Source organism: Paenibacillus bovis (genome assembly GCF_001421015.2).
Taxonomy (GTDB): domain Bacteria; phylum Bacillota; class Bacilli; order Paenibacillales; family Paenibacillaceae; genus Saccharibacillus; species Saccharibacillus bovis.
Map to the genome: position 1 here is coordinate 3,463,423 of NZ_CP013023.1, position 22,098 is coordinate 3,485,520.

At 47.2% G+C, this 22,098-nt stretch carries 18 protein-coding genes and 1 pseudogene; 4 read left to right on the forward strand and 15 right to left on the reverse strand.

Annotated elements, in window-relative coordinates:
• Positions 1–443: 443 nt before the first annotated feature.
• The 7 genes from AR543_RS14735 to AR543_RS14765 are packed head-to-tail and all read right to left on the reverse strand — an operon-like array spanning position 444 to position 9,161.
• Complete coding sequence (locus AR543_RS14735; RefSeq protein ID WP_060535232.1) at positions 444–1,091, reverse strand: response regulator; 648 nt, start codon at positions 1,089–1,091, stop codon at positions 444–446.
• 13 nt (positions 1,092–1,104) lie between these two features.
• Positions 1,105–2,175, reverse strand: a complete 1,071-nt coding sequence (locus tag AR543_RS14740) for a sensor histidine kinase (RefSeq protein ID WP_418304197.1) — start codon at positions 2,173–2,175, stop codon at positions 1,105–1,107.
• Positions 2,172–2,630 (reverse strand): GAF domain-containing protein, encoded by a 459-nt coding sequence (locus tag AR543_RS14745; RefSeq protein ID WP_060535233.1) that lies wholly within the window; start codon positions 2,628–2,630, stop codon positions 2,172–2,174. Before AR543_RS14745 ends, AR543_RS14740 begins: the two co-directional genes overlap by 4 nt.
• A 48-nt stretch (positions 2,631–2,678) precedes the next feature.
• On the reverse strand, positions 2,679–3,365 hold the full coding sequence (gene narI / locus AR543_RS14750) for a respiratory nitrate reductase subunit gamma (RefSeq protein WP_060535234.1): 687 nt from the start codon (positions 3,363–3,365) through the stop codon (positions 2,679–2,681).
• Complete coding sequence (gene narJ, locus AR543_RS14755) at positions 3,352–3,927, reverse strand: nitrate reductase molybdenum cofactor assembly chaperone (protein WP_060535235.1); 576 nt, start codon at positions 3,925–3,927, stop codon at positions 3,352–3,354. The genes narI and narJ overlap by 14 nt, the downstream gene beginning before the upstream one ends.
• Positions 3,920–5,497, reverse strand: coding sequence for a nitrate reductase subunit beta (narH, locus tag AR543_RS14760; RefSeq protein WP_060535236.1), 1,578 nt, complete (start codon positions 5,495–5,497; stop codon positions 3,920–3,922). Before narH ends, narJ begins: the two co-directional genes overlap by 8 nt.
• Positions 5,487–9,161, reverse strand: a complete 3,675-nt coding sequence (locus AR543_RS14765) for a nitrate reductase subunit alpha (protein ID WP_060535237.1) — start codon at positions 9,159–9,161, stop codon at positions 5,487–5,489. The genes narH and AR543_RS14765 overlap by 11 nt, the downstream gene beginning before the upstream one ends.
• 426 nt (positions 9,162–9,587) lie before the next feature.
• On the opposite strand from AR543_RS14765, the gene AR543_RS14770 reads away from it, so the two are divergent.
• A complete protein-coding gene (locus AR543_RS14770; protein WP_060535238.1) occupies positions 9,588–10,010 on the forward strand; it encodes a hypothetical protein in 423 nt (140 codons plus the stop codon).
• Between the two features lie 826 nt (positions 10,011–10,836).
• Positions 10,837–12,564: pseudogene (locus AR543_RS14775) on the forward strand (alpha-amylase family glycosyl hydrolase); the annotation flags it as partial.
• A gap of 121 nt (positions 12,565–12,685) precedes the next feature.
• Here AR543_RS14775 and AR543_RS14780 read toward each other — a convergent pair.
• Positions 12,686–13,177, reverse strand: coding sequence for a DUF6678 family protein (locus tag AR543_RS14780; protein ID WP_060535240.1), 492 nt, complete (start codon positions 13,175–13,177; stop codon positions 12,686–12,688).
• An 84-nt stretch (positions 13,178–13,261) separates the two neighbouring features.
• Here AR543_RS14780 and AR543_RS14785 point away from each other — a divergent pair, with 84 nt between their 5' ends.
• Complete coding sequence (locus tag AR543_RS14785; protein WP_060535241.1) at positions 13,262–13,741, forward strand: hypothetical protein; 480 nt, start codon at positions 13,262–13,264, stop codon at positions 13,739–13,741.
• A gap of 100 nt (positions 13,742–13,841) precedes the next feature.
• Here AR543_RS14785 and AR543_RS14790 read toward each other — a convergent pair whose 3' ends face one another.
• The 5 genes from AR543_RS14790 to AR543_RS14810 all read right to left on the reverse strand — a co-directional run bounded on the left by AR543_RS14790 (position 13,842) and on the right by AR543_RS14810 (position 18,991).
• Positions 13,842–14,666, reverse strand: coding sequence for an AAA family ATPase (locus AR543_RS14790; protein ID WP_060535242.1), 825 nt, complete (start codon positions 14,664–14,666; stop codon positions 13,842–13,844).
• 99 nt (positions 14,667–14,765) lie between these two features.
• Positions 14,766–15,986 carry a GTP-binding protein gene (locus tag AR543_RS14795; protein WP_060535243.1) on the reverse strand — a complete coding sequence of 407 codons (1,221 nt, stop codon included), beginning with the start codon at positions 15,984–15,986 and terminating at the stop codon, positions 14,766–14,768.
• 215 nt (positions 15,987–16,201) lie between these two features.
• Entirely contained in the window at positions 16,202–17,401 is a 1,200-nt protein-coding gene (locus AR543_RS14800) for a GTP-binding protein (RefSeq protein WP_060535244.1), read from the reverse strand.
• A gap of 525 nt (positions 17,402–17,926) precedes the next feature.
• Positions 17,927–18,334 carry a YxiJ family protein gene (locus AR543_RS14805; RefSeq protein WP_060535245.1) on the reverse strand — a complete coding sequence of 136 codons (408 nt, stop codon included), beginning with the start codon at positions 18,332–18,334 and terminating at the stop codon, positions 17,927–17,929.
• Positions 18,335–18,472: 138 nt separating this feature from the next.
• Positions 18,473–18,991, reverse strand: a complete 519-nt coding sequence (locus tag AR543_RS14810) for an SMI1/KNR4 family protein (RefSeq protein ID WP_060535246.1) — start codon at positions 18,989–18,991, stop codon at positions 18,473–18,475.
• A gap of 418 nt (positions 18,992–19,409) precedes the next feature.
• Here AR543_RS14810 and AR543_RS24320 point away from each other — a divergent pair, with 418 nt between their 5' ends.
• Positions 19,410–19,580, forward strand: coding sequence for a hypothetical protein (locus tag AR543_RS24320; RefSeq protein WP_158523976.1), 171 nt, complete (start codon positions 19,410–19,412; stop codon positions 19,578–19,580).
• A gap of 222 nt (positions 19,581–19,802) precedes the next feature.
• Here the strand turns inward: AR543_RS24320 and AR543_RS14815 are convergent, their stop codons facing one another.
• Together AR543_RS14815 and AR543_RS14820 are read right to left on the reverse strand one after the other, a co-directional pair.
• Complete coding sequence (locus tag AR543_RS14815; protein ID WP_060535247.1) at positions 19,803–21,215, reverse strand: radical SAM protein; 1,413 nt, start codon at positions 21,213–21,215, stop codon at positions 19,803–19,805.
• An 88-nt stretch (positions 21,216–21,303) separates the two neighbouring features.
• Entirely contained in the window at positions 21,304–22,098 is a 795-nt protein-coding gene (locus AR543_RS14820; protein WP_060535248.1) for a prolipoprotein diacylglyceryl transferase, read from the reverse strand.

Below are 22,098 nucleotides of genomic sequence, written 5' to 3' on the forward strand. Positions count from 1 at the left end.
ATTAGGATGCGAGATCATTATAATGAAAGCAGCTTATATAGCTAGAAAGCCTACTTAACCACCTTCTGCTTTTGCTTCTACTTCTGCTTTTGCTTTTGCTCAAATGGCCCTATCCTTCCTTCTGACTGTCCAGCATTAAAATGCCTATTCAAACCTCTTCAAGATTCTAAAACCGTCCTAAACAGCAGCCAAATCAGCTACAAGCACGGAGCGAGGGAATTGGAATTATACTTCAGCAGCGAAGCGGCCTCATTTAAGATTGGATATCTTCCGCTGCAAGCGGAAATTCAGGATATCCGTTCTTAACGGAGGGCAGAAGAATAATCCAATTTCAGAGTGCATGAGCTACACAGCACCACAGCACAACAAAACATAAACAGTCGCATACAAAAAAAGCCGTCTCACAGGGAGACAGCTTTATCTACAGAAACTATAGTAACTTTTTAGAAATCCAGAATCTTCTTTTTCAATGCATACTCCACCAGCTCAGGACGGCTTTTGAGATTCAGCTTTTCCATGATCTTCGCCTTGTGCGCTTCTACCGTTTTGACAGAAATGAACAGCTTTTCGGCGATTTCCTTGTTGCCGTATCCTTTGGCGATCAGCGGCAGAATCTCCAGTTCTCGGCGGGAAAGCAGTTCGTAGACATCCTCGCTGCCTGCACTGGTGTCATTTTTGACAAACTCGCGTACGAGTGAAGTTGCCAGCTTGGGATGGATATAGGTGCCTCCCTCGTGTATCGTACGAATCGCGAGCAGTAGTTCCTCATCCGGCGCATTTTTGAGTACATAGCCGGAAGCTCCGTTACGCAGCACATGAAACAGATATTCCTCGTCATCATGCATAGTCAGGATGAGTATTCGGGTATCCGGGTAATCGTCCTTGATTTTACCGGTGGCGATCAGTCCGCTTTCTCCTGGCGGCATACTGAGATCCATCAGGAGAATATCAGGCTGGTACTTGGCAACCATAGTATACGCTTCGATCCCGTCTGCTGCCGTGCCGACCACTTCCATATCCGGCTGGAAATTCAATATCATTGCAAAGCCGCTCCGGACAATCGCATGATCATCCGCGATTACAATTTTCATCTATGTTATCTCCTCACTGCTCCTGCGGCTGGGGCTGTACAGGAATCTCCACGACAATCCGGGTTCCCCTGCCTGCCGCAGAAAATATATTCACATGCCCGCCGACCAGCTCGGCGCGTTCCTGCATTCCATAGAGACCAAGGCCAGTGCCTGTCGGTGCATCGCCTGGATTGAATCCTGCTCCATCATCTTCAACAATCAGCTGCAGCAGATTATCATTATCCTGCAGGGAGACATGGATCATATCGACCTGTGCATATTTGAGTGCATTCAGGATCGCTTCCTGACCGATGCGGTAGATGACGGTCTCCAGCTCATTACTGTAACGCCGCTGCTCCAAACCGGAATCGAATACAATGGTGAAGCCGTAGCTTTCATTAATTTTTTTGAAATGAGAGCGAAAAGCAGCTTCCAGTCCAAAATCATCCAGCGCAGCCGGGCGTAGTTCGACCGCCAGATTACGTATATCATCCAGCAGCCGTGTCATGGAAGCTTCGGTCTGCTTCATTTTTTTGAGCAGTTCTTCGTCTGCTGTCATGTACTTGAGCACGCGCAGATCAATTACGGCGCTCATCAGTTCCTGAGCCACACTATCGTGCAGTTCCCGGGATATGCGTTTACGTTCATTTTCCTGTGCTTCGATCACATGCTTCATCATTTTGTTCTGGTAGAACTTCTCCTGCGTCTTGAACTGACGGGTCAGATCGCGCAGCATAAACACATAGATGCCATTCTCCCGGTCGATCGTATGATATGTCGCCGCATAAGGAACCATACCTTTGTCCTTGGTATCCAGATATACCTGGAACGAAGAGAATTCCTCCGATTCCGGACTGGTAAAATAACATGCTAGACAGGTACGCAGCTCCGTATCGCTCATATATCCACGGCAGACCCCACAGATCGCCTGGGCTTTGCCCTGATAAAGCTGCTGCAGCACATCTTCATTGACAATCTGCTCGGCAGCCGGATTCATTGCCAGCACCTTGCCCTGACGGTTAAAGAAAAACATCGCTTCCATGCTGTTGTCATACAACTTTTGCATCAAGGTATCCAACTGTTCTGTATCTCCTGATTGATTCAATTCAGCAGAAACTCCTTTCCGTTCAGCTCCCCAATACCGCGGCGCGTCAATTCGAGCAGCTGCTGTACACTCTGGCGCGTGACACGCTGCTCATCCCGGAATCCGCCCAGCAGCACACCGGCTACTCTCGTATCATTCCAGACGGGCACCGCCCCGATACTTGTCAGCTGCTCTGTGCGGATAATCGGATAGTTAAACAGCGCATCCTGCGGTACGTCTTCGTGGACGGACGAGAACATAAAGGGCTTGCCTGTTTTGAATACCATACCAGCCACGCCGCGTCCGCTCTGAAGCACAATGCCTCTGAACCGTTCATTGAGATTGCCGGAAGCATATTTCCACTTGATTACATAGTGGTATTCGGCTGGTTCCACGAGCGCGAGCGCCATCAAATCATACCCACAGATCGCTCGGATCTGATCCAGTTCCAGCTGATAATCCACCTTGTTATTCATCGCATGGTCTCCTCATGGAACAGGGAAAGAAGGCAGCGCCCTCTCTCCTCAGCTCGATTTATGTCTTCTATACAGGATATAACTTCTGCCTACATAATTCAATGGAACACTCCACACATGCACCAGACGGGTAAATGGCCAGAATGCAAAAATCGCAAAGCCGGTCAACGCATGAATTTTGAAAGAAACAGGCACGTCCCGCATCAACGCAGGATCCGGACGCAGCATAAACAGTCCGCGGAACCAGATCGAGATCGTCTCCCGGTAATCAAACTCCGGACGGGCAAAATTGGTGAACAGTGTCGCATACAGCCCCATGAAAACAATAAACAGCAACAGCACATTGACGATCAGATCGGACGCTGTGCTCAGACGACGTACACTCCGGATCGTAAAGCGCCGTGAAGTCAGCAGGAACATACCTGCCAGTGTCACTACACCGAAGAATCCGCCGCCATACACAGCACCCATATGATACAGATGCTCGCTGACTCCAAGCGAGTTCATCCAGGTCTTGGGAATCCCCAGACCCGCCACATGGCCGAGAATAACCGGGATTACACCCAGATGGAACAGCAGACTGCCGAGCATAAGCTGCTTTTTCTCGATAAATTCACTGGATTTGGCTGTCCAGCTAAACTGATCGGTCCGGTAACGGAAAATATGTCCAACGATAAAAACGACAATACACATATAAGGGAATATCACCCACAAAAACTGCTCACTCATGTTCATGAGCTGGCGCCTCCTGTCTCACACAAGCTTTCAGTGTCTCACGCAGTCCTTTGACCAGATAGTAATAAGGACTGTTCAGCTTCTCCAGCGCACGAACCAGATGATAGGTTCCATCTTCCAGAATCGCCAGCAGCATTTTGAAATTCTCTCCGGCGCGCGGATCATGCTTCCACTCTGCCGCATACAGGAATTCGCACATCAGGGGCAGGAAGTCCGGCAGCTCGCCTTCCGGCATTTCCAGACCGAACATCTCGTACAGAATCTTGAGCTTGGCCAGCATCTGACCGCGCTCCTTGGCTTCTTCGAATTTGAAATAGGTCATGTACAGTGCACAGTCTTTTTGAAAATCAAATGTCTCTGTGTACATCTCCTGAATCTGTTCCATGCTCAGGTTATGCATAAGTTCCCAGTACCGGTGCGCATGTTCGCGCCCCGGATGGTTTTCTTCAAAAGACTCGGCCAGCAGATCCGGATGAAAATCCAATTTCTCCGGATACATCAGCTGACGGGCAAAAAAGTGAAAGGAAGGTTTATACGTATACAGCTGTATCAGATCAATCACGCCAGATCCCCCCGTAGAAGTTCTCGTCATGAACCGGACGGCCATCTTCATCGACCTGATTCGTACTCATGGAATCAATCGCGCTGCAGCCATTGCAGCCGCTGCCCATACTGGTATTGCCCATCATATCGCTGTAACCGGCCAGACCCTGTGCACGGTAAGGGTCCATATGACCTTCCTTGTGCGATGTCGGAATAACGAATCGGTCTTCATACTTGGCAATTGCCAGTAAACGATACATCTGCTCGATCTGGCGTACAGTCAATCCCACCCGTTCCAGTCGGCTCTCGTCGAATTCCTGACCGGTGGATTTGGCACGCATATAAGCACGCATCATTGCCATACGCTGCAGCGATTCCTTGACAGTGACCGTGTCTCCAGCTGTCAGCATATTCGCCAGGAATTGAATCGGTGTACGCATCTCTTCAATCGCCGGGAAAATCATATCCGGATTCTCGATCGAATCCTTGCCTTCAAAATAGTTCATGATCGGGCTCAGTGGTGGTACATACCAGACCATTGGCATCGTACGGTATTCCGGATGTAGCGGGAAAGCCAGTTTATATTCAATCGCCAGCTTGTACACCGGCGAATTTTTGGCGGCTTCGATCCAGTCTTCGGTAATACCATCTTTGCGTGCCTGGGCAATAATCGCCGGATCGTTCGGATCGAGGAACAGATCACATTGTGCCTTGTACAGATCCTGCTCATTTTCCAGAGATGCTGCTTCACTGACACGATCCGCATCATACAGCAGTACACCCAGATAACGGATACGACCGGTACAGGTCTCCGAGCAGACGGTTGGCAGTCCGGCTTCTACGCGGGGGAAGCAGAACGTGCATTTCTCGGCTTTGTTGGTCTGCCAGTTGAAGTATACTTTTTTGTAAGGACAGCCGGTCATGCAGTAACGCCAGCCACGGCAGGCTTCCTGATCGACCAGTACAATCCCGTCTTCATCCCGTTTGTACATCGCTCCTGACGGGCAGGAAGCGACACAGCTCGGATTCAGACAGTGTTCGCATAGACGTGGCAGATAGACCATGAATGATTTTTCAAAGTTGAACTTGATCTCCTCTTCGATCTTCTCGATATTGGGATCGAGTGGGCCGGTAATATGCGCGCCGGCCAGATCATCCTCCCAGTTGGGGCCCCAGTTCAGATCTATTTTCTCACCGGTAACCGCCGAATGTGGACGGGCAACCGGTGAATGTTTTTGATCTTTGGCATTGGTGAGATTCTCGTAGTTATACGTCCATGGCTCATAATAATCGCGCATCTCCGGCATATCCGGATTATAAAAGATTTTACCAAGTGCGACTTTGGACAGCTTGCTGCCGGACTTCAGTTCCAGCTTGCCTTTGCGCAGCTGCCAGCCGCCGCGGTAGATCTCCTGATCTTCCCAGCGCTTCGGATAACCGATACCCGGCTTGGTTTCGACATTGTTGAACCACATATATTCTGCACCTTTGCGGTTGGTCCAGGTTGTTTTACAGGTCACGCTGCACGTATGGCAGCCGATACATTTATCCAGGTTCATGACCATGGCGACTTGCGCTTTAATCTTCAAGCCAGTTAACCTCCTTCATTTTGCGAACAGCCACGTACACGTCCCGCTGATTACCGATTGGGCCGTAATAGTTAAATCCGTAGCTGAGCTGTGCATAACCTCCGACCATCTGTGTCGGTTTCATATGAATGCGTGTCGGTGCGTTATGGCTACCGCCGCGTGTATCTGTAATTTCCGATCCCGGTACGTTAATATGCTTGTCCTGCGCATGATACATAAACATGGTGCCACGCGGCATCCGGTGACTGACTACAGCGCGTGCGGTTACAACACCGTTGCGGTTGTATACTTCGAGCCAATCATTATCATTCAGATCATGGGCAGCTGCATCTTCATTATTGATCCATACGGTCGGACCACCGCGGAACAGAGTCAGCATATGCTGGTTATCCTGGTAGGTGGAGTGAATATTCCATTTACCATGCGGTGTCAGATAGCGCAGCACCAGTGCATCCTGTCCACCGCGGATTTCCTTATCGCGGGGACCGAATACCATTGGCGGAAGAGTTGGCTTGTAGACTGGCATCGCTTCGCCAAATTGCTGGAAAATCTCATGATCAATATAGAAATGCTGACGTCCGGTCAATGTGCGGAAAGGCACCAGACGTTCAATATTGGTTGTAAATGGTGAATAACGGCGTCCCTGCTTGTTCGAACCGCTGAATACCGGCGTCGGAATAACTTCACGCGGCTGAGCGGTAATGCTCTGGAACGTGATCTTCTCGGCCGCCCGGTCAGCGGAGATGTCTCGCAGCTCTACACCTGAATCCAGTTCAGCCTGTGCATAGGCTTTTTGGGATACACGGCCGTTGGTGGCAGAGGACAGATGCAGGATCGTGTCGGCTACCTGCCGAGCAGTTTGCAGCTTGGGCAGTCCATCTTTGACTGTCTCGTCGTAATACACCCCATTGAGCCGTTTTAGTTCCTCATATTCTTCGGCTACCGAGAAGCTGACTCCGTGCGCACCGGTTTTGCCGATCGCCAGATTCGGTCCAAGCGATACATATTTATCATGAATTTTAGTGTAATCCCGTTCTACAATGCTAAAGCTTGGCATTGTCTTGCCTGGCTGGGCAGCTACTTCGCCTTTGGCCCAGTCTTTGACCATTCCCATAGGTTGTGAAATTTCTCCCATAGAATCATGACCCAGTGGTGCAGTTACCAGATCTTTGTATACTCCTGGTAAATGTGTCTTTGCCATATCGGAGAACGTCTCTGCCAGTCCACGATAAATATCCCAGTCAGACCGCGACTCCCACAGCGGATTAACCGCCGGATTAAATGGGTGTACGAACGGATGCATATCGGTGGAAGACAAATCGGTCTTCTCATACCAGGTCGCTGCGGGCAGTACGATATCCGCATACAGCGGTGTAGTCGTCATCCGGAAGTCCAGTGCAACCATCAGATCCAGCTTGCCCTGTGTATCTTCGCGCCATACGATTTCTTCCGGCTTATCCTCTTCATTTGGCGTAGCCAGCAGATCATCGGATGCGCCCAGAAGATGCTTCATAAAGTACTCCTGGCCTTTGGCAGAACTGGAGATCAGATTGGAACGCCAGATAAACAGCGAACGCGGGAAGTTCTCCGGTGCATCCGGATCTTCTACAGCAAAGCGTGTCTGACGTGAAGTAATCTGCTCCACCGAACGCTTAATAATTTCTTCGTTGGTCTTCAGACCTTCCTGTGCCGCCTCTTCCGCGAACAGCAGGCTGTTTTTGTTAAACTGCGGATAGGATGGCAGCCAGCCCAGACGTGCAGCCAGCACATTGTAATCCGCTGGATGCTGATAATTGACTTCTCCGCCTACCGGTGATTTGAGCGAATCTACACCGCTCTCTTCATATTTCCACTGATCGGTGGCAAAGTAGAAAAAGGAAGTCGCGTTCTGCAGACGTGCCGGACCCTGCCAGTCTTTGGCAAAAGCAACCGTGGACCATCCTTCGATCGGACGACATTTCTCCTGACCGACATAATGCGCCCAGCCGCCGCCGTTCACACCCTGTGAAGCAGTCAGTACAACCAGATTCAATATAGCCCGGTAAATCGTATCGCTATTGAACCAGTGGTTGATGCCGGCGCCCATGATGATCATCGAACGACCACCAGTATCGATTGAATTCTGGGCAAATTCACGGGCGATCTGTACGACGACCGACGCTTTGACACTTGTAATCTTTTCCTGCCATGCCGGTGTGTAGTACGAATCAGCATCGTCATAGCCTCGTGCATTATGTTCACTGTCTGTGCGTGCTACACCATACTGACTCATCATCAGATCGTAGACTGTCGCTATATATCGCTGTGTTCCATCGGCTAATGTAATTTTCTGCGCGGGAATGACACGCTTGAAGATTCCGTTACCGCTATTATCAAAGTAAGGGAATACCACTTCCAGCCACTCGGCATCCGGTCCATCTACACTGAGCGCCGGTTCAATAACGGTTCCATCTTCGCGTTCCAGGATCAGATTCCATTTGGCGTCTTTTTCCCAGCGCTGTCCCATCGTTCCGTTCGGTACGATCAGTTCGCCAGCGTTTTGGTCGTAAATCACCGGCTTCCAATCCGCATGTTCAGATGTGTTACCCAGATCGCTGGCACGCAGGAAACGGCCTCCTTTGAGTGAATCTTCATGAGGGTCCAAAAGGATCATAAACGGCATATCGGTATACTGCTTGGCATAGTTCAGGAACATCGGCTCCTGACGCTGCTGGTAAAATTCATCCAAAATCACATGAGTCATCGCCTGTGCGAGTGCAGCATCTGTTCCCGGATGAGGAGCCAGCCAGTTATCGGCGAACTTCACGTTCTCTGCCAGATCGGGTGCAACCGAGACGACTTTGGTTCCTTTATAACGAACTTCGGTCATAAAGTGGGCATCCGGCGTACGGGTCAGCGGTACATTGGAACCCCACATCATCAGATAGCCGGCATTGTACCAGTCCGAGGATTCCGGTACATCTGTCTGTTCACCCCAGATTTGCGGGGAAGCCGGCGGCAGATCCGCATACCAGTCATAAAAGCTGAGCATTTGTCCACCCAGCAAGGAGATAAACCGCGCTCCCGACGCGTAACTGATCATCGACATCGCCGGAATCGGTGTAAATCCAGCGATCCGGTCCGGCCCGTATTTACGGATCGTATAGATTAGCTGTGCAGAGATCAGATACATCGCATCTTCCCAGCTGACACGTACATGACCGCCTTTACCGCGGGCTTTTTTGTAAATGTCGGCTTTGGCAGGATTTTCTACAATACTTGCCCATGCATCGACCGGATTGCTGTGCTCTGCCAGTGCTGCCTGCCAGAGACGTACCAACTTTCCGCGCATATAAGGATATTTGATACGTAGCGGGCTGTATTCATACCAGGAGAATGTCGCACCACGCGGACAGCCGCGGGGTTCAAATTCCGGCATATCCGCACCACAGGATGGATAATCAATCTGCTGATTTTCCCAGGTGATAATTCCATTTTTCACAAACACTTTCCAACTGCAGGAGCCGGTACAGTTGACGCCGTGTGTAGTGCGCACGACTTTATCATGAGACCAGCGCTGCCGGTACATATTTTCCCACTCACGGTTTTTCTCTTCCAGAACAGACCAGTTATTTGAGTAGCTCTCAATCGGCTTGAAAAAATTCAGCTTGTATTTACGTTTCATGAATGATGAACACTCCTTATTTGTTATACAGAACGGACAGCGGAATCCGGCTGTATAATCATTCGGTCCTTTTATTATGGAATTGTTCAGCATCCATGCCCATTAGGGAATCCCCTTTGCATGTCCGGGAATGTCCTTATCTATCATAAATGGCTGCATAGATTATATTAGAGGATATAAAAAAGTAGAATTCGGTATTCTATTCCTGTTCTCACTTACTAAAAAACCTTATTATAGAATAATCTACCTTTTAAACCTAATTAATGGTAGATTATAGGTGGCCGCGATTGGCGGCATTCCAGTAACACGCTAATCACAAAGCGCAATTCAGGAGGGTGGGATGGTGAACGTTATCTTTTAATTGAGAAAGGTCAACGCTTTGGTATTGGTACGCACCCTATTCCCCAATAAAAAGGAGATTAACTGATGACTATGAAAAAATCACTATCTGTTGTAATTGCATTTGTACTTATGCTGGGCTTTTTGCCTGTTTTCCAGGGATCGGCTAGCGCTGCGTCTTCCGATTCTGTTTACCTGAATGGCTCTATCTCTCTGAGTGGACCAACAGATGTTGTATTTATTGAAGGAATCAAAGCCACTTCCGAAACGAAACTGGCACTGAACCTGCCGCTCAAAAAAGATGAAATGCTGGTTGTCTCCTACGAGTATTTCAATGAAAGCAAAAACAAATGGGAACCGCGCGATGTACGCCTTGTCCATGGTCCGGTAAAAGGATACTACGGCACACTGCAATCCGGATATGAGTCCGGTACATTCCGCATCGCAATCAGCACCTCCAGCGAAAAACCGGTATCCGGTTACTATCACGCCGAGTATCCACAATTCTAAAATCAACTTTAGAGTGATTGGAAATGAAGCAAAAAGCCAGTAGAGACCGTAATAATCGATCTCTACTGGCTTTTTTCATTTTGCTTTGTTACTTTCTCTGGAATACAGCTGCGAACTATGAAATATATATTATTAAATGAGTACATTTTTTACTATATATTACGTTGGAGTATGATTTTTTTGATTTGTGTGCAAACCATTTCACAAAATAGCCTCTTTTATTTTATTTCAAATTAAACATATTCGATCCATTTTTTCACTCTTTATCTCGCTAATGTTATATAGAGTTTTCTTGCACGCCAACGAAAAACAGAAAATAGAAGAATACTAATCACCCTACTGCCTGCTATCATTTTGTTACTAACGATCTTATTGAAGGATCAACAAATACATAAACGCTGCGGAATAGAAATAGTATATCTCGCTATCAAACGACTTATATACCAAAGTATACTGGAATGAATTAAACACACTTTACGAATTGAAAAGTCTGTATTTTTATTCTGTCTTTACTCCAAGTTCAAATGTTTTGACATGCTGCATATCACCCTACTAAAAAGTAATCATACGATATTGAATAATAGGATTTTATCCTTATTTCAAAAGCAATATCCATCCAAATCTTTATATATATTCCTTATTCCATTTTTGTAAGCGTTATCTTATAATGAGTTGCGTAAACGTTTGCACAACATCATATCAAGGAGGATTGATTTATTTGTTACCTGGTAAAATGAATTTCAAAAAGTGGGCATCTATTCTATTTGCGATGATGCTGCTGGTATCGCTGCTGTCTGCTGTCGGTGGTCCTACGACTCAAGCGGCAGATAATTCGGTTACCCTGTATTACAAAAAAGGCTTCGCGAATCCGTACATACATTACCGTCAGGCTGATGGTAACTGGACGGCAGCTCCCGGCGTGAAAATGGCCGATGCCGAGGTTAGCGGCTATGCGAAAACAACAATTAATATCGGATCTTCTTCCCAGCTAGAAGCTGTATTCAACAATGGCACTGGCACATGGGATAACAACGGATCCAAAAACTATTTCTTCAAAACCGGTACTTCTACTTATGTCCCGGGTGCCAATAATGCTCCAGGTACTATCACTTCCGGTGCACCAAGCGACACTATAACACCAACACCGGATCCAACTACTCCGCCACCATCCGATAATTTTGGTCCGGTGGACTGGAGCAAGCGCAGCATCTACTTTATCATGACGGATCGCTTTGACAATGGTGATACCAGCAATGATAACTATGGTGGCTTCAACTCCAATAAAAGCCAGCCGATCCAGTGGCATGGCGGCGACTTCCAGGGGATTATCAACCGCCTGGATTACATCAAAAACATGGGCTTCACCGCGATCTGGATCACTCCAGTAACGATGCAAAAAAGCGTAGCTGCGTATCATGGCTATCATACGTATGACTTCTACTCTGTAGATGGTCATCTCGGTAATATGGCCAAATTCCAGGAGCTTGTCAAAACGGCTCACAGCAAAAATATCGCAGTTATGCTGGATGTCGTGGTTAACCATACCGGCGATTTCATGCCGGGCAACGGTACAGCCAAAGCTCCATTTGACAAAACAGACTGGTACCATAATGCCGGTGAGATTACCCAGAATGACTACAACTCCAATAACCAATCCCGTATCGAGAATGGCGATGTCGCTAACCTCGACGATCTGAAGCAGGAAAACCCGGCAGTTGCAACCGAACTGAAAAACTGGGGCAAATGGATTATCCAACAATCCAATGTAGATGGCCTGCGTGTCGATACAGCCAAGCATGTACCAAAATGGTTCCTGAAAGACTTTGACACGGCTGTAAATACATTCACTATCGGTGAAGTATTCCATGGTGACCCTGTCTATGTCGGTGACTACAGCAATTATCTGGATGCTGTACTCGACTTCCCGATGTACTACACCATGCGTGATGTATTTGCCAAAGACGGCTCCATGAACCTGATCAAAGAACGTTATGCCCAGGATTCCCGTTACAAAAATCCTAATCTGAATGGTACATTCCTGGATAACCATGATGTGAAACGTTTCCTGAATGAAGCAACAGGCAAACCGGGTGCCAACTCCGATAAATGGCCTCAGCTGAAAGCTGCTCTTGGTTTCCTGCTGACTTCCCGTGGTATTCCGATTGTGTATCAAGGTACCGAACAGGGCTTCAACGGCGGTGACGATCCAGCCAACCGTGAAGACATGAAGTTCGATACCAACAATGAGCTGTACAAATATATCGCCAAAGTCAACGCGATCCGTAACAGTCATCCGGCGCTGCAAAACGGTTCGCAAAAAGAAAAATGGGTGGATAACACGTTCTACGCGTACCAACGTTCCAGCGGTACCGATGAAGTCGTTGTCCTGATCAACAACTCCTGGAGTAATGAAACACGTACAATTCCGAACCTCGATAACTTCGGCAACGGAACGGTGCTGAAAAACCAAATGGGTACTGATTCTGTAACAGTTAACGGTGGCTCGATCAACGTAACTCTGGGACCAAAAGAAGTAAAAATCCTCACGAAATAATCATTGATTCCCGAAACTCCAGCTACAAATCAAAACGGCAGATTCTCTTATGAGGATCTGCCATTTTTTCTTGTTGATTCAGGCTATCAGAAACTACCCTGCACACTATTTCAATCGAGTATTAGAGATGAATCCAGGCGAGTTGCTCGGCAGCAGCGTATCCATAGATCCAGTAATCATTTCCCTTTTTGGTATGAGGAATACGCTCTTCCCGGAGTAAAGCGGCAAATTCCTGTTCAATATCAAGTAGCAGCGGCTCGACCAGTCTTCCCTGATACTGAAGGCGTCTCGGCTTGACACGCAGCCATTCAATATCAAAAGCAGGACTCTGCCACGCAGCAAAGCGTGCACCATCCGACATATCGCCGATTGCGGTGTGCCAGTCGCCGTTATAATTCACATCCTGTTCGAATGGTTCCGGATACGGTTGCTCGGACAAAACACTTTTCATTTGAAAAGGCGGTGGAAAAGGCAGGCGTTCATATACGCCATGCAGCAACCGGTTCCAGCGTGTATTATTGAGTATGGAGGTCAAGCCGCGGCGCTCTATTTCGTTTTTCACTTTTGTCCGGTATTGGTTATAGTCCATCGGTGTCACAACTCCCATTTTCATATCCTTATCCCCTTATTATAGCATCCCGTGGTATAATGATGGATCAGTCACAAGTATAGTTGAACCTACAGGAGGCACTACCGCATGATTACCGATCCATATACACCGGAAATTGTCCAGGAGACGATCCGGTTTACAGAACTTTATACACGCATGGGACAGCAGTTACTGGCGTCTCTGCTGACAGCAGAATATATCCATATGCCTGAGGGCGGACAGGAACCTGTCCATATTGAAGATGCTATTGAGCGAGTCTATGAAGTGGATAGCTTGAAACCGATCTGGTACAAAGGTCAATACTGGAATATACATTTGCACGGAGAACACTGCCGGTTCGCCAGTGATAGCGGATTGCCTATCGAAGTAAATATGTATGACAGCAGTCTATTGGACGCTTCTTTTTTCAGTGATTTTCTGCATCATCTTCCGGCAGCACAGGTGTTGGTACACCTGATTAAACCTGCTGATTTTATGGTCATTGTTCATCTTTTCGAATATATGACGGAGCAGAATCTGCTGACACAGATTAATAGTACCAATTTCAGAGCTCAGCCTATAGAATAAATCGAGGCGGTATACGGATAAATGGAATCCGCATACCGCCTCGATTTTATTTTGGATCGTCCATGATACTTTTAATAGCCCATGTTATGAATATATTTGTCTAGCCCTGTGCAGCAATCAGATGATACGGACGATACTCCTGAATAGATAGATCGATCAGCAGACGGGAGAGCGGTATATTATCAATAATCGCTTTGCGCTTGGCTTTTAGAATAATCTGCTCCAGATCCGCGTAACTGCATCCTTCCATTTTTTCGCTCGCCCACTCCTGCAGCCCTGGCTCGCTTGGAAAATCACCGCATAACCGTCTGATATACTCCAGCCGCAGTTCGGCCGCCGGATTGCTATAGACCATCTTCGTATCAAATCGCCGCCAGATCGCATTATCCAGTTCGGTCTCCAGATTGGTCGCTGCGATGAAAATGCAATGTTCCGGAAACTCGTCGAGGCATTGCAGCAGCGTATTCACCACACGAGCCATTTCTTTTACTTCATCATTATTATCCCTTGTCCGGGCTACGGCATCAAATTCATCCATAAACAGTACACAGGGTTCTATTCGCGCATACTCGAAGATTCTGCGTACATTGCTGCCTGTTTCTCCGAGATGGGCATGTATCAGCGCATCCAGCCGCACCGTTACCAGCGGCAGCTCCAGCTGATGAGCCAGATGAAAAGCGGTCAGTGTCTTGCCGGTTCCTGGCGGACCGAACATCATCATTTTGTTGGGTACGGGTACATCATGAACCGCGAATTGGTCTTTCATATCGATAATCCTCAGAAATTCACCAGTAATCATTTTGTTTTCGGGCGATAGAACAATATGTCTGGCACGATGTCCGCATTCTTTGACACTGTAGACCGATGCCATCTCGATACCTTTGGTCAGCGGCATTTTGCCATAGTTACGTCTGTTTTTGCTCATAGATCATGCACTCCTTATACAGTGTGGAAATAATTATTGATTTACTGATTGTTTATATATGGAAAGAGTAATATCGCCCTACGTCGACGTACAACAGGATTAGCCAAATGAAGGCAGTGGATCGTTCAGATTGCGCCAGCTGGATGTCATCTCTTCGGGAGTAAGTAATGCTTGATCCAGGCTGCGTTCAATCTCTGCGCGATCCATCTCCACTCCGATAAAGACCAGCTTGGTCACCCGATCTCCCCACTGCTCGTCCCAATCGGGCGTTCTCGGCACTTCTCCGCCAAAATGATAATCCAGCTCTTCCTGGCTGAGTGCAGCCACCCATAGTCCTGCCGGTGACAGCTGCTTGGATGTACCCGCATGGCTGAAGCTGATCGCCATATGATTGCGAGTCGCCAGCCAGATTAGCCCTTTGGAACGAACAATAGCGTCGGGATAATTCATGATCCAGCGCAGCAGACGTTCCGGATGGAAAGGAACCTTGCGGCGGTACACAAACGAGCTGATTCCGTATTCTTCTGTCTCCGGAGTATGCTCTTCTTTGAGCAGCTCCTGAATCCAGCCTGCCGATTGGCTGGCCTTTTCAAAATCAAAACGGCCGGTATTCAGAATATCTGCCGGATTCACCTGTCCGTATGTCGAATGGATCAACCGGGCATCCGGTTGCAATGCACGAAGTGCCTTTTCCAGACGTGCCAGCTCGGCTTCGCTGACCAGATCGACTTTGTTAATGATCAGCACATCACAGAATTCCACCTGATCGGTCAATAGATGCACGATACCACGCGTGTCTTCTTCACCGACAGCCTGACCGCGATCAAGCAGTGTCTCACGGGAATAGTAATCTTGCCAGAACTGCGGAGCATCGACCACGGTCACCATTGTATCCAATCGGGTCAGTCGGGTAAGATCGATCCCATTCTCCTCATCTACATAAGTGAAGGTCTGCGCGACAGGTACCGGTTCACCAATCCCTGTCGATTCGATCAGGATGTAATCAAATCGCTTTTCCCGGGCAAGTCTCTCGACTTCAACAAGCAGATCCTCGCGCAGCGTGCAGCAAATGCAGCCGTTGGACATCTCTACCAGCTTCTCGTCGGTACGTGATAATCCTCCGCCGTCCCGGATCAGATCCGCATCGATATTCACTTCACCCAGATCATTGACGATAACAGCAACTCGTAGTCCTTCCCGATTGTTGAGCACATGATTCATAATCGTTGTCTTGCCTGCGCCCAGATAACCACTGAGTACCGTTACCGGAATTCGCTCGTCTACGTTGTGATCCCTATTTGTCGTTGTTGATACTGCCATATTTTCGACCACCTTTATACGTAATTATTACGATTTAAGCCTATGTTTTAAAAGACTTTTCCTATTCGGAAAGTAATATACTTCTGTGCTTCATTACTAAATCGAACAACACAACAGCGGCATTGGATGATCAGTTATTCCGGAATGTCTGCTCCTATGCCGGACTCCCCCTATTCGCTCTATACCTGTGATCTGGTCTTAGCGCTTCCTGCTGTCTACTGTTGAATCTCCACTGGCCATGGTAATGGATTGGTAAAAGTGCTCCAGTCCTGCTCCAGTTCCTCTTTATTCAGCAGACATTCATCCAGTTCTGCTTCCAATTCTATCAGGTTCATACCAATTCCAATCATGACCAGTTCAGTCAATCGATCGCCCCACCGCTCATCCCAGCGCTCTCGTACATCCGGTTCTTCCTCCAGAATGATCTGCTGCTCCTCTGCCGGCAGCGCAGCAACCCATTGACCTGCCGGTCCGAATTGGATAGAGGGTCCGGCTTGACTGAGACTGGCTGCGAGATCGCCTTGGGCTGCGAGCCAGACCAGACCTTTGGCACGTACCACCTGTTCGGGCCAGTAACTCATGTATTCCGCCAGACGCTCCGGATGAAATGGTGCCCGTCGGCGGTAGACAAACGAGCTGATTCCATACTCTTCCGTCTCCGGCTTATGTTCGTCCAGCTCCAATTCACGAATCCAGCCTGCCGATTGACTCGTCTTCTCAAAATCGAACAAGCCGGTATTCAGGATAGCGGATGGATCAACCTGCCCATGTGTTGTACGGATAATACGCGCTCCTGGCTGCAGCTGGCGAATAACCTGCTCCAATTGCTCCAGCTCCTGCGGATCGATAAGATCGCATTTGTTTAGTAGCAGTACATCACAAGTCTCAATCTGATCGATCAGCAAATCGACCACATCGCGTGTATCTTCGTTATCTGTTGCCTGATTGCGCTCCAGCAGTGTCTCTCCGGATTCATAATCATGCCAGAATCGGTTAGCGTCCACGACCGTCACCATACAATCCAGCGTTGCCAGCTCGGTCAGGTCAATTCCCAATTCTTCATTGGCGTACGTAAAAGTCTGTGCGACAGGTACTGGTTCACTGATGCCTGTTGATTCGATCAGGATATAATCAAAACGTCCTTCGAGTGCCAATTTCTGCACTTCCTGCAGCAGATCATCACGCAAGGTACAGCAGATGCAGCCGTTGGACATTTCGACCAGTTTTTCTTCGGTACGTGATAGTGTTCCCTGCTCTTTGACCAGAGCTGCATCAATATTGATCTCGCTCATATCGTTAACGATAACAGCTACTTTCAGTCCTTGACGGTTATTCAGTACGTGATTCAGTACCGTCGTCTTGCCTGCACCCAGATAGCCACTGAGTACTGTTACGGGTAATGGTTTTATAGTCATGTTGAGTCTCCTTAATGTTTGGATAGATGGGATAGAATTACGGGGTTCCATTACACTACACTACGCTTATTGTTCTGGAGGTCGTATAGGTGCTTTATTACAATTGGCATGATCGTATAACATTAGTCATTTACTTGCTTGGATCTATAATTATTTAATAGTAATAATTACGATTAACATGTAACAATATATGCTGGTTTAATATATTTGTCAACTATGCGATTCTATGAAATGAGTATATATCTGCAGAATAGTCATCTATAAGGTTGTACAATAATACAGACAAAAGCCTTTAATCTGCTCGTTATATTGTGATAACGGACAAGTTAAAGGCTTTTTTTAATTTAAGATTCGACAACCGTAATTTGTTGGTAGTTGATTTTGATGAGTAATTATCTTTGGTATGGATATTAATGTTATTAAATGATGATTGCTCGTCATCGTTGACCCATTGACTGTTTATTTGTAGAACTATATCTATATAAGTATATATAAGTTATGCGATCTTATTTTCCTTATATCCATCTACTTCTTTTCTGTAAAATCTAGCAGACAGATCAGCTCAAGGAGCTTTATCCGCATTCGCTCCAATACAATCATCGTCCTGTACATCTTCGGATACTCTGACAAATCATATCTCTCCAAAAAACGATACTGCGGATATCTATCATAAAACGACTTTTCCAGCCAAGGCTTGTACTTGTACCGTTCCAGTGCATCCTCCAGGCGTTCTATTGTACGGCGGCTCGCCAGCCCTACAATCAGTGACTCGTAGGTATCAAAGTCCGCACTAATAATATCATCAGCTGCATATCGTCGGAATTCCTCTACAAAACTTTCTTGCAGCTCAACCCATTCTTCATACAGTGGCAGTATCTCGTATTCTTCGGTATATAACTGTTGGATTTCTACCAAAACGCTTTCTATACTCATCTTTGCTCACCTGGTCATTCATGACCTTATAGGAATTGTATTTTTTGAAATAGATTCTATTATACTGCAGCAATACATGTAATCACATGGATTGCTTCCTCGATTCATTCTAACGTTTCTGAGGTTCATTCTCCTAGCTTAATCCTCTTCTGCCAAACACAACTCGATAAAAGCAAACCAGCTCTCCGCTTCTACCGAACGGTTCTCCCAGTCATGCCAGTAGTACAACACCTGTCCATAGGTACCTCCAACATCCGGGTCGGTATCGACACATAGATAGTCACCTGCTCCATTGGTCGCTATCGGAATCCAGGCCGGACTCCATATTGTCGGTTTGACTCCCGGACCATTGTCTACCTCCATCCCATCCAATTCTACCTCTTCATTCAGAAACTGCCATTGCTCCATAATCGACTCTACCGGCAGCAGTGTCAGATTACGTATCAAGGGAGGTACACCGCTCTCATCCCTTTGACCACCATATATCTGATAGAATGCCTTGATCTCGGCAGGGACGTCTGCCTGTATACGCTCTGCGAGTCTATTCCATGCCTGCTCCGCCACGCCAGGCAAAAGTTCAAGGCTTTCTTCGGTACCTCCTTCTCTGACAATTGCTGATGTAATAAGGTTCTGCCATAGTTGCGCTGCCTGTGTCATAACGGTTGTTATACTCCTTTCATTTAGCCGGATCGCTTTATTTTTGTATCGTAATATAATCGCTTCCTGATCAGCAAGTCTCTGCGAAAATAATGTTGACGCTGGGAGTAAAAGGATTTAGAATTTCTTTTTTACAGGTTTGTTTTTATTGTTATGAATTTTTCATATAATGATTTTATATAACATATGAATGTTTATAATTTTATAGTTTTGTGTAAATTTGTTCTGTTTTATCTCCGTTAACGGCATTTTCCCCTCAAAATCCCGTTTCCGTCTCCATTCTTATGTGACATGATTACTGCCATACAGCTATGTTAAAATAGCTATATGGCATCTATTTAGAATCGAAAATGAACAGCAAGAAGGTGATATTATTCGATCTACAATCAAATCTTGGATCGTCAGAATTCTGGTTTTTATGGCATTATTGCAAATATTCTACTACATACTACGGGATCTGATTTTTGCCCATATTAGTCTATCCAATGGAATTGAAAATGTAGTTCAGCTTGTAGCCATGGTAGTTGTTGTGATCTTGTCTCTGGTACTAACCGTGCTGCTTACCAGGGACAGCAGTTATAGAAGTTAAACATAAACCTACAACACTTACTCAAAAAGGAGCCTGCGCCGTAATAGCGCTAGGCTCCTTTTTGAATAGCTTCTTATTCTTGTTAATCGTTACTACTCATCCTCTTTGTTTCTTGCTAATCCTTACTAATTATGGCTAGTGTTTATTTGTTTGCCCGGTTTTGTTGTAATTCCATTTGTTGCTCTATTTTATTTACTTTCTTGTTGCTCTATTCACTCACACTTACTCCCATGCGGTCACGATCTCGCGCTTGCGTTCTTCCAGCAGCTGCTCCTTGTCATCGCGGTAGAACAGATTATACGTGTCAAAAGGAATTATGCGTCCGTCCGGATGCACGATATGTACACAGGACTTTTTCACCGAACGCACATCGAAATTATATGCGTCGAGGAACTGCATAATAATCACGCGGAAAACATTATCATAGTTAATCTGCTTGGGTACAGCGGCCAGCGGCAGGCAGCAGAGCAGGCTTTTTAGAGACAGTGCCGAGGAGATCGGCGAATGTCCGGTAGACAGCAGTTCGAACAGTTTGCCCCGGATCACCGGATCATTCTCGAACACAATCGTATTGCTATCTCCTTCCAGCAGCACTTCCGGCTCGATCATGCGGGTCAGCGGCAGTACCTGCTTACCCAGTTTTAATGCATAGCCCATTGCCAGACAATCGGGATGGCAGGGTACCGGCAGAATATCATTTTCGTTAAATACACCGGACTGGTCGATAATCATCTGACGTACTTCACTCACGGTCAGACGATCTGTGGATGGATCATAACCTTCCAGCCGGCCTGCTGCCTGAATAGGTTGAATCGTGACACCGCGTACTGCGCGCTGCTTCAGTCCATATTGAATGATTTTGCCGATTTCCTGATCATTCAGTCCTTTTTTCAGGGTGACGACCAGTGTAGTCGACAGATTAAATTCATTCAGGTGACGAATTGCATCTTCGCGAATCCGGCGCACATCCGCACCGCGCAGCTCTTTCAGTACCGATGCTTCAAAGCTGTCGAATTGCAAATAAATCTCGAATCCCGGCATATAACTCGCTAACCGTCTGGTAAATTCCCGATCCTGGGCTATTCGAACACCATTGGTATTCAGCATAATATGCTTGATCGGACGGCTTTTGCACATCTCCAGAATTTCGAAAAAGTCCGGATGCGTCGTCGGCTCTCCGCCGCTAATCTGTACAATATCAGGCTCGCCTTCATTCTCTACAATCCGGTCGAGCATAAAAGCGATCTGTTCCAGTGAGCGATACGATGTACGATGCGGTGAAGATTCGGCAAAACAGATCGGGCATTTCATATTACAATGATCTGTGATCTCCAGCAGAGTCAGACAGCTATGCTGCTCGTGATCCGGGCAAAGTCCACAATCGTAGGGACAGCCGTATTTGATCGGTGTATTCCAGACCTGCGGCATTTCAGAAGGTTTAACAAATTCACGAGTACGGTGATAATACTCTACATCGGTCGAGATCAGTACCTTTTCCGGTCCATGTACAAGGCAGCGCTTGACCATATAAATGCGGCCATTTTCCTCAATAATCTTGGCTTCTGCCTTGCGATAGCAGGTCGAACAGATACTGTTGGTCAACTCATGATAGAGGTAAGGCCGATTTTTGGGCATGTGATTGCTCCTTTTGTCTGAATAAAATATGTATACATTCATAATAAGGTCGGTGAATGCTGTAACGTAGTTAGCTTGGTCATCGATGTCAGCCCGAATAGTCTGCAGTCACTGCTCTTCGCTGCTGCGGTCCTTTGCCGAATAATAACCAGCCATAATAGATTAATCCCGCCAGGCAGGCGAGCTGGATATTGTTCAGTCCCAGGTACGGATGAAGCGTTGGCTTGATAAATTCGATCATGAACCGGAACAACAAATAGCCAGTCATAAACCACTGGAACATACGTCCGGATACATAGCCTCTGCCTGCGACCCCCGTCTGTCCGCGACTCTGACGGTATAATGGAACCAGCAAAATCGCAAGCATCATCAGAAATCCCATCTCATACAGCTGCGTCGGGTGTCGCAGAATACCATCTCCAAAATCAACCCCGGTCGCCCATGTAGTAGCGATTCCGTAGGTATGGTCATCGAGCCCGGTCAGAAAACATCCAATGCGGCCAATCGCGATTCCCAGAATCAGCGGATACACAAAATCATCTCCGGTGGAATTTTTCCAGCCGACCAGTCGTTTGGTCAGCTCTACCCCGATCAGACCGCCCAGCAGGCCGCCGACAATTGTTTTGCCTCCCCAGAGAAAATGTCCCTGACTCAGCTGCGCCCAGGTCGCTGTCGGATCTTCCAGCCAGAACAACAGCTTGGCACCCAGCGCTGCACCCAGAATCGTTCCGGCGAGAATCTGCAGACTCACCAGCTTGCTCATGTCGCTTGGACGCCGTGTCCATAGATATACACGGAATCCGATAAAATAGGACAGCGTCTCAAACAGTACATGCGGATGAATCCGCCATGAACCGATATGTAGATAAACCGGGAACTCCAT

Coding starts and splice junctions, on each gene's coding strand:
- AR543_RS14785 (WP_060535241.1), top strand. CDS start 13,262: ATGATTACCGATCCATATACACCGGAAATTGTCCAGGAGACGATCCGG.
- AR543_RS14805 (WP_060535245.1), bottom strand. CDS start 18,334: ATGAGTATAGAAAGCGTTTTGGTAGAAATCCAACAGTTATATACCGAA.
- AR543_RS14815 (WP_060535247.1), bottom strand. CDS start 21,215: ATGCCCAAAAATCGGCCTTACCTCTATCATGAGTTGACCAACAGTATC.
- AR543_RS14770 (WP_060535238.1), top strand. CDS start 9,588: ATGACTATGAAAAAATCACTATCTGTTGTAATTGCATTTGTACTTATG.
- AR543_RS14795 (WP_060535243.1), bottom strand. CDS start 15,986: ATGGCAGTATCAACAACGACAAATAGGGATCACAACGTAGACGAGCGA.
- AR543_RS14745 (WP_060535233.1), bottom strand. CDS start 2,630: ATGAATAACAAGGTGGATTATCAGCTGGAACTGGATCAGATCCGAGCG.
- AR543_RS24320 (WP_158523976.1), top strand. CDS start 19,410: ATGGCATTATTGCAAATATTCTACTACATACTACGGGATCTGATTTTT.
- AR543_RS14800 (WP_060535244.1), bottom strand. CDS start 17,401: ATGACTATAAAACCATTACCCGTAACAGTACTCAGTGGCTATCTGGGT.
- AR543_RS14765 (WP_060535237.1), bottom strand. CDS start 9,161: ATGAAACGTAAATACAAGCTGAATTTTTTCAAGCCGATTGAGAGCTAC.
- AR543_RS14810 (WP_060535246.1), bottom strand. CDS start 18,991: ATGACACAGGCAGCGCAACTATGGCAGAACCTTATTACATCAGCAATT.
- AR543_RS14820 (WP_060535248.1), bottom strand. CDS start 22,098: ATGGAGTTCCCGGTTTATCTACATATCGGTTCATGGCGGATTCATCCG.
- AR543_RS14790 (WP_060535242.1), bottom strand. CDS start 14,666: ATGAGCAAAAACAGACGTAACTATGGCAAAATGCCGCTGACCAAAGGT.
- AR543_RS14780 (WP_060535240.1), bottom strand. CDS start 13,177: ATGAAAATGGGAGTTGTGACACCGATGGACTATAACCAATACCGGACA.
- narI (WP_060535234.1), bottom strand. CDS start 3,365: ATGAACATGAGTGAGCAGTTTTTGTGGGTGATATTCCCTTATATGTGT.
- AR543_RS14735 (WP_060535232.1), bottom strand. CDS start 1,091: ATGAAAATTGTAATCGCGGATGATCATGCGATTGTCCGGAGCGGCTTT.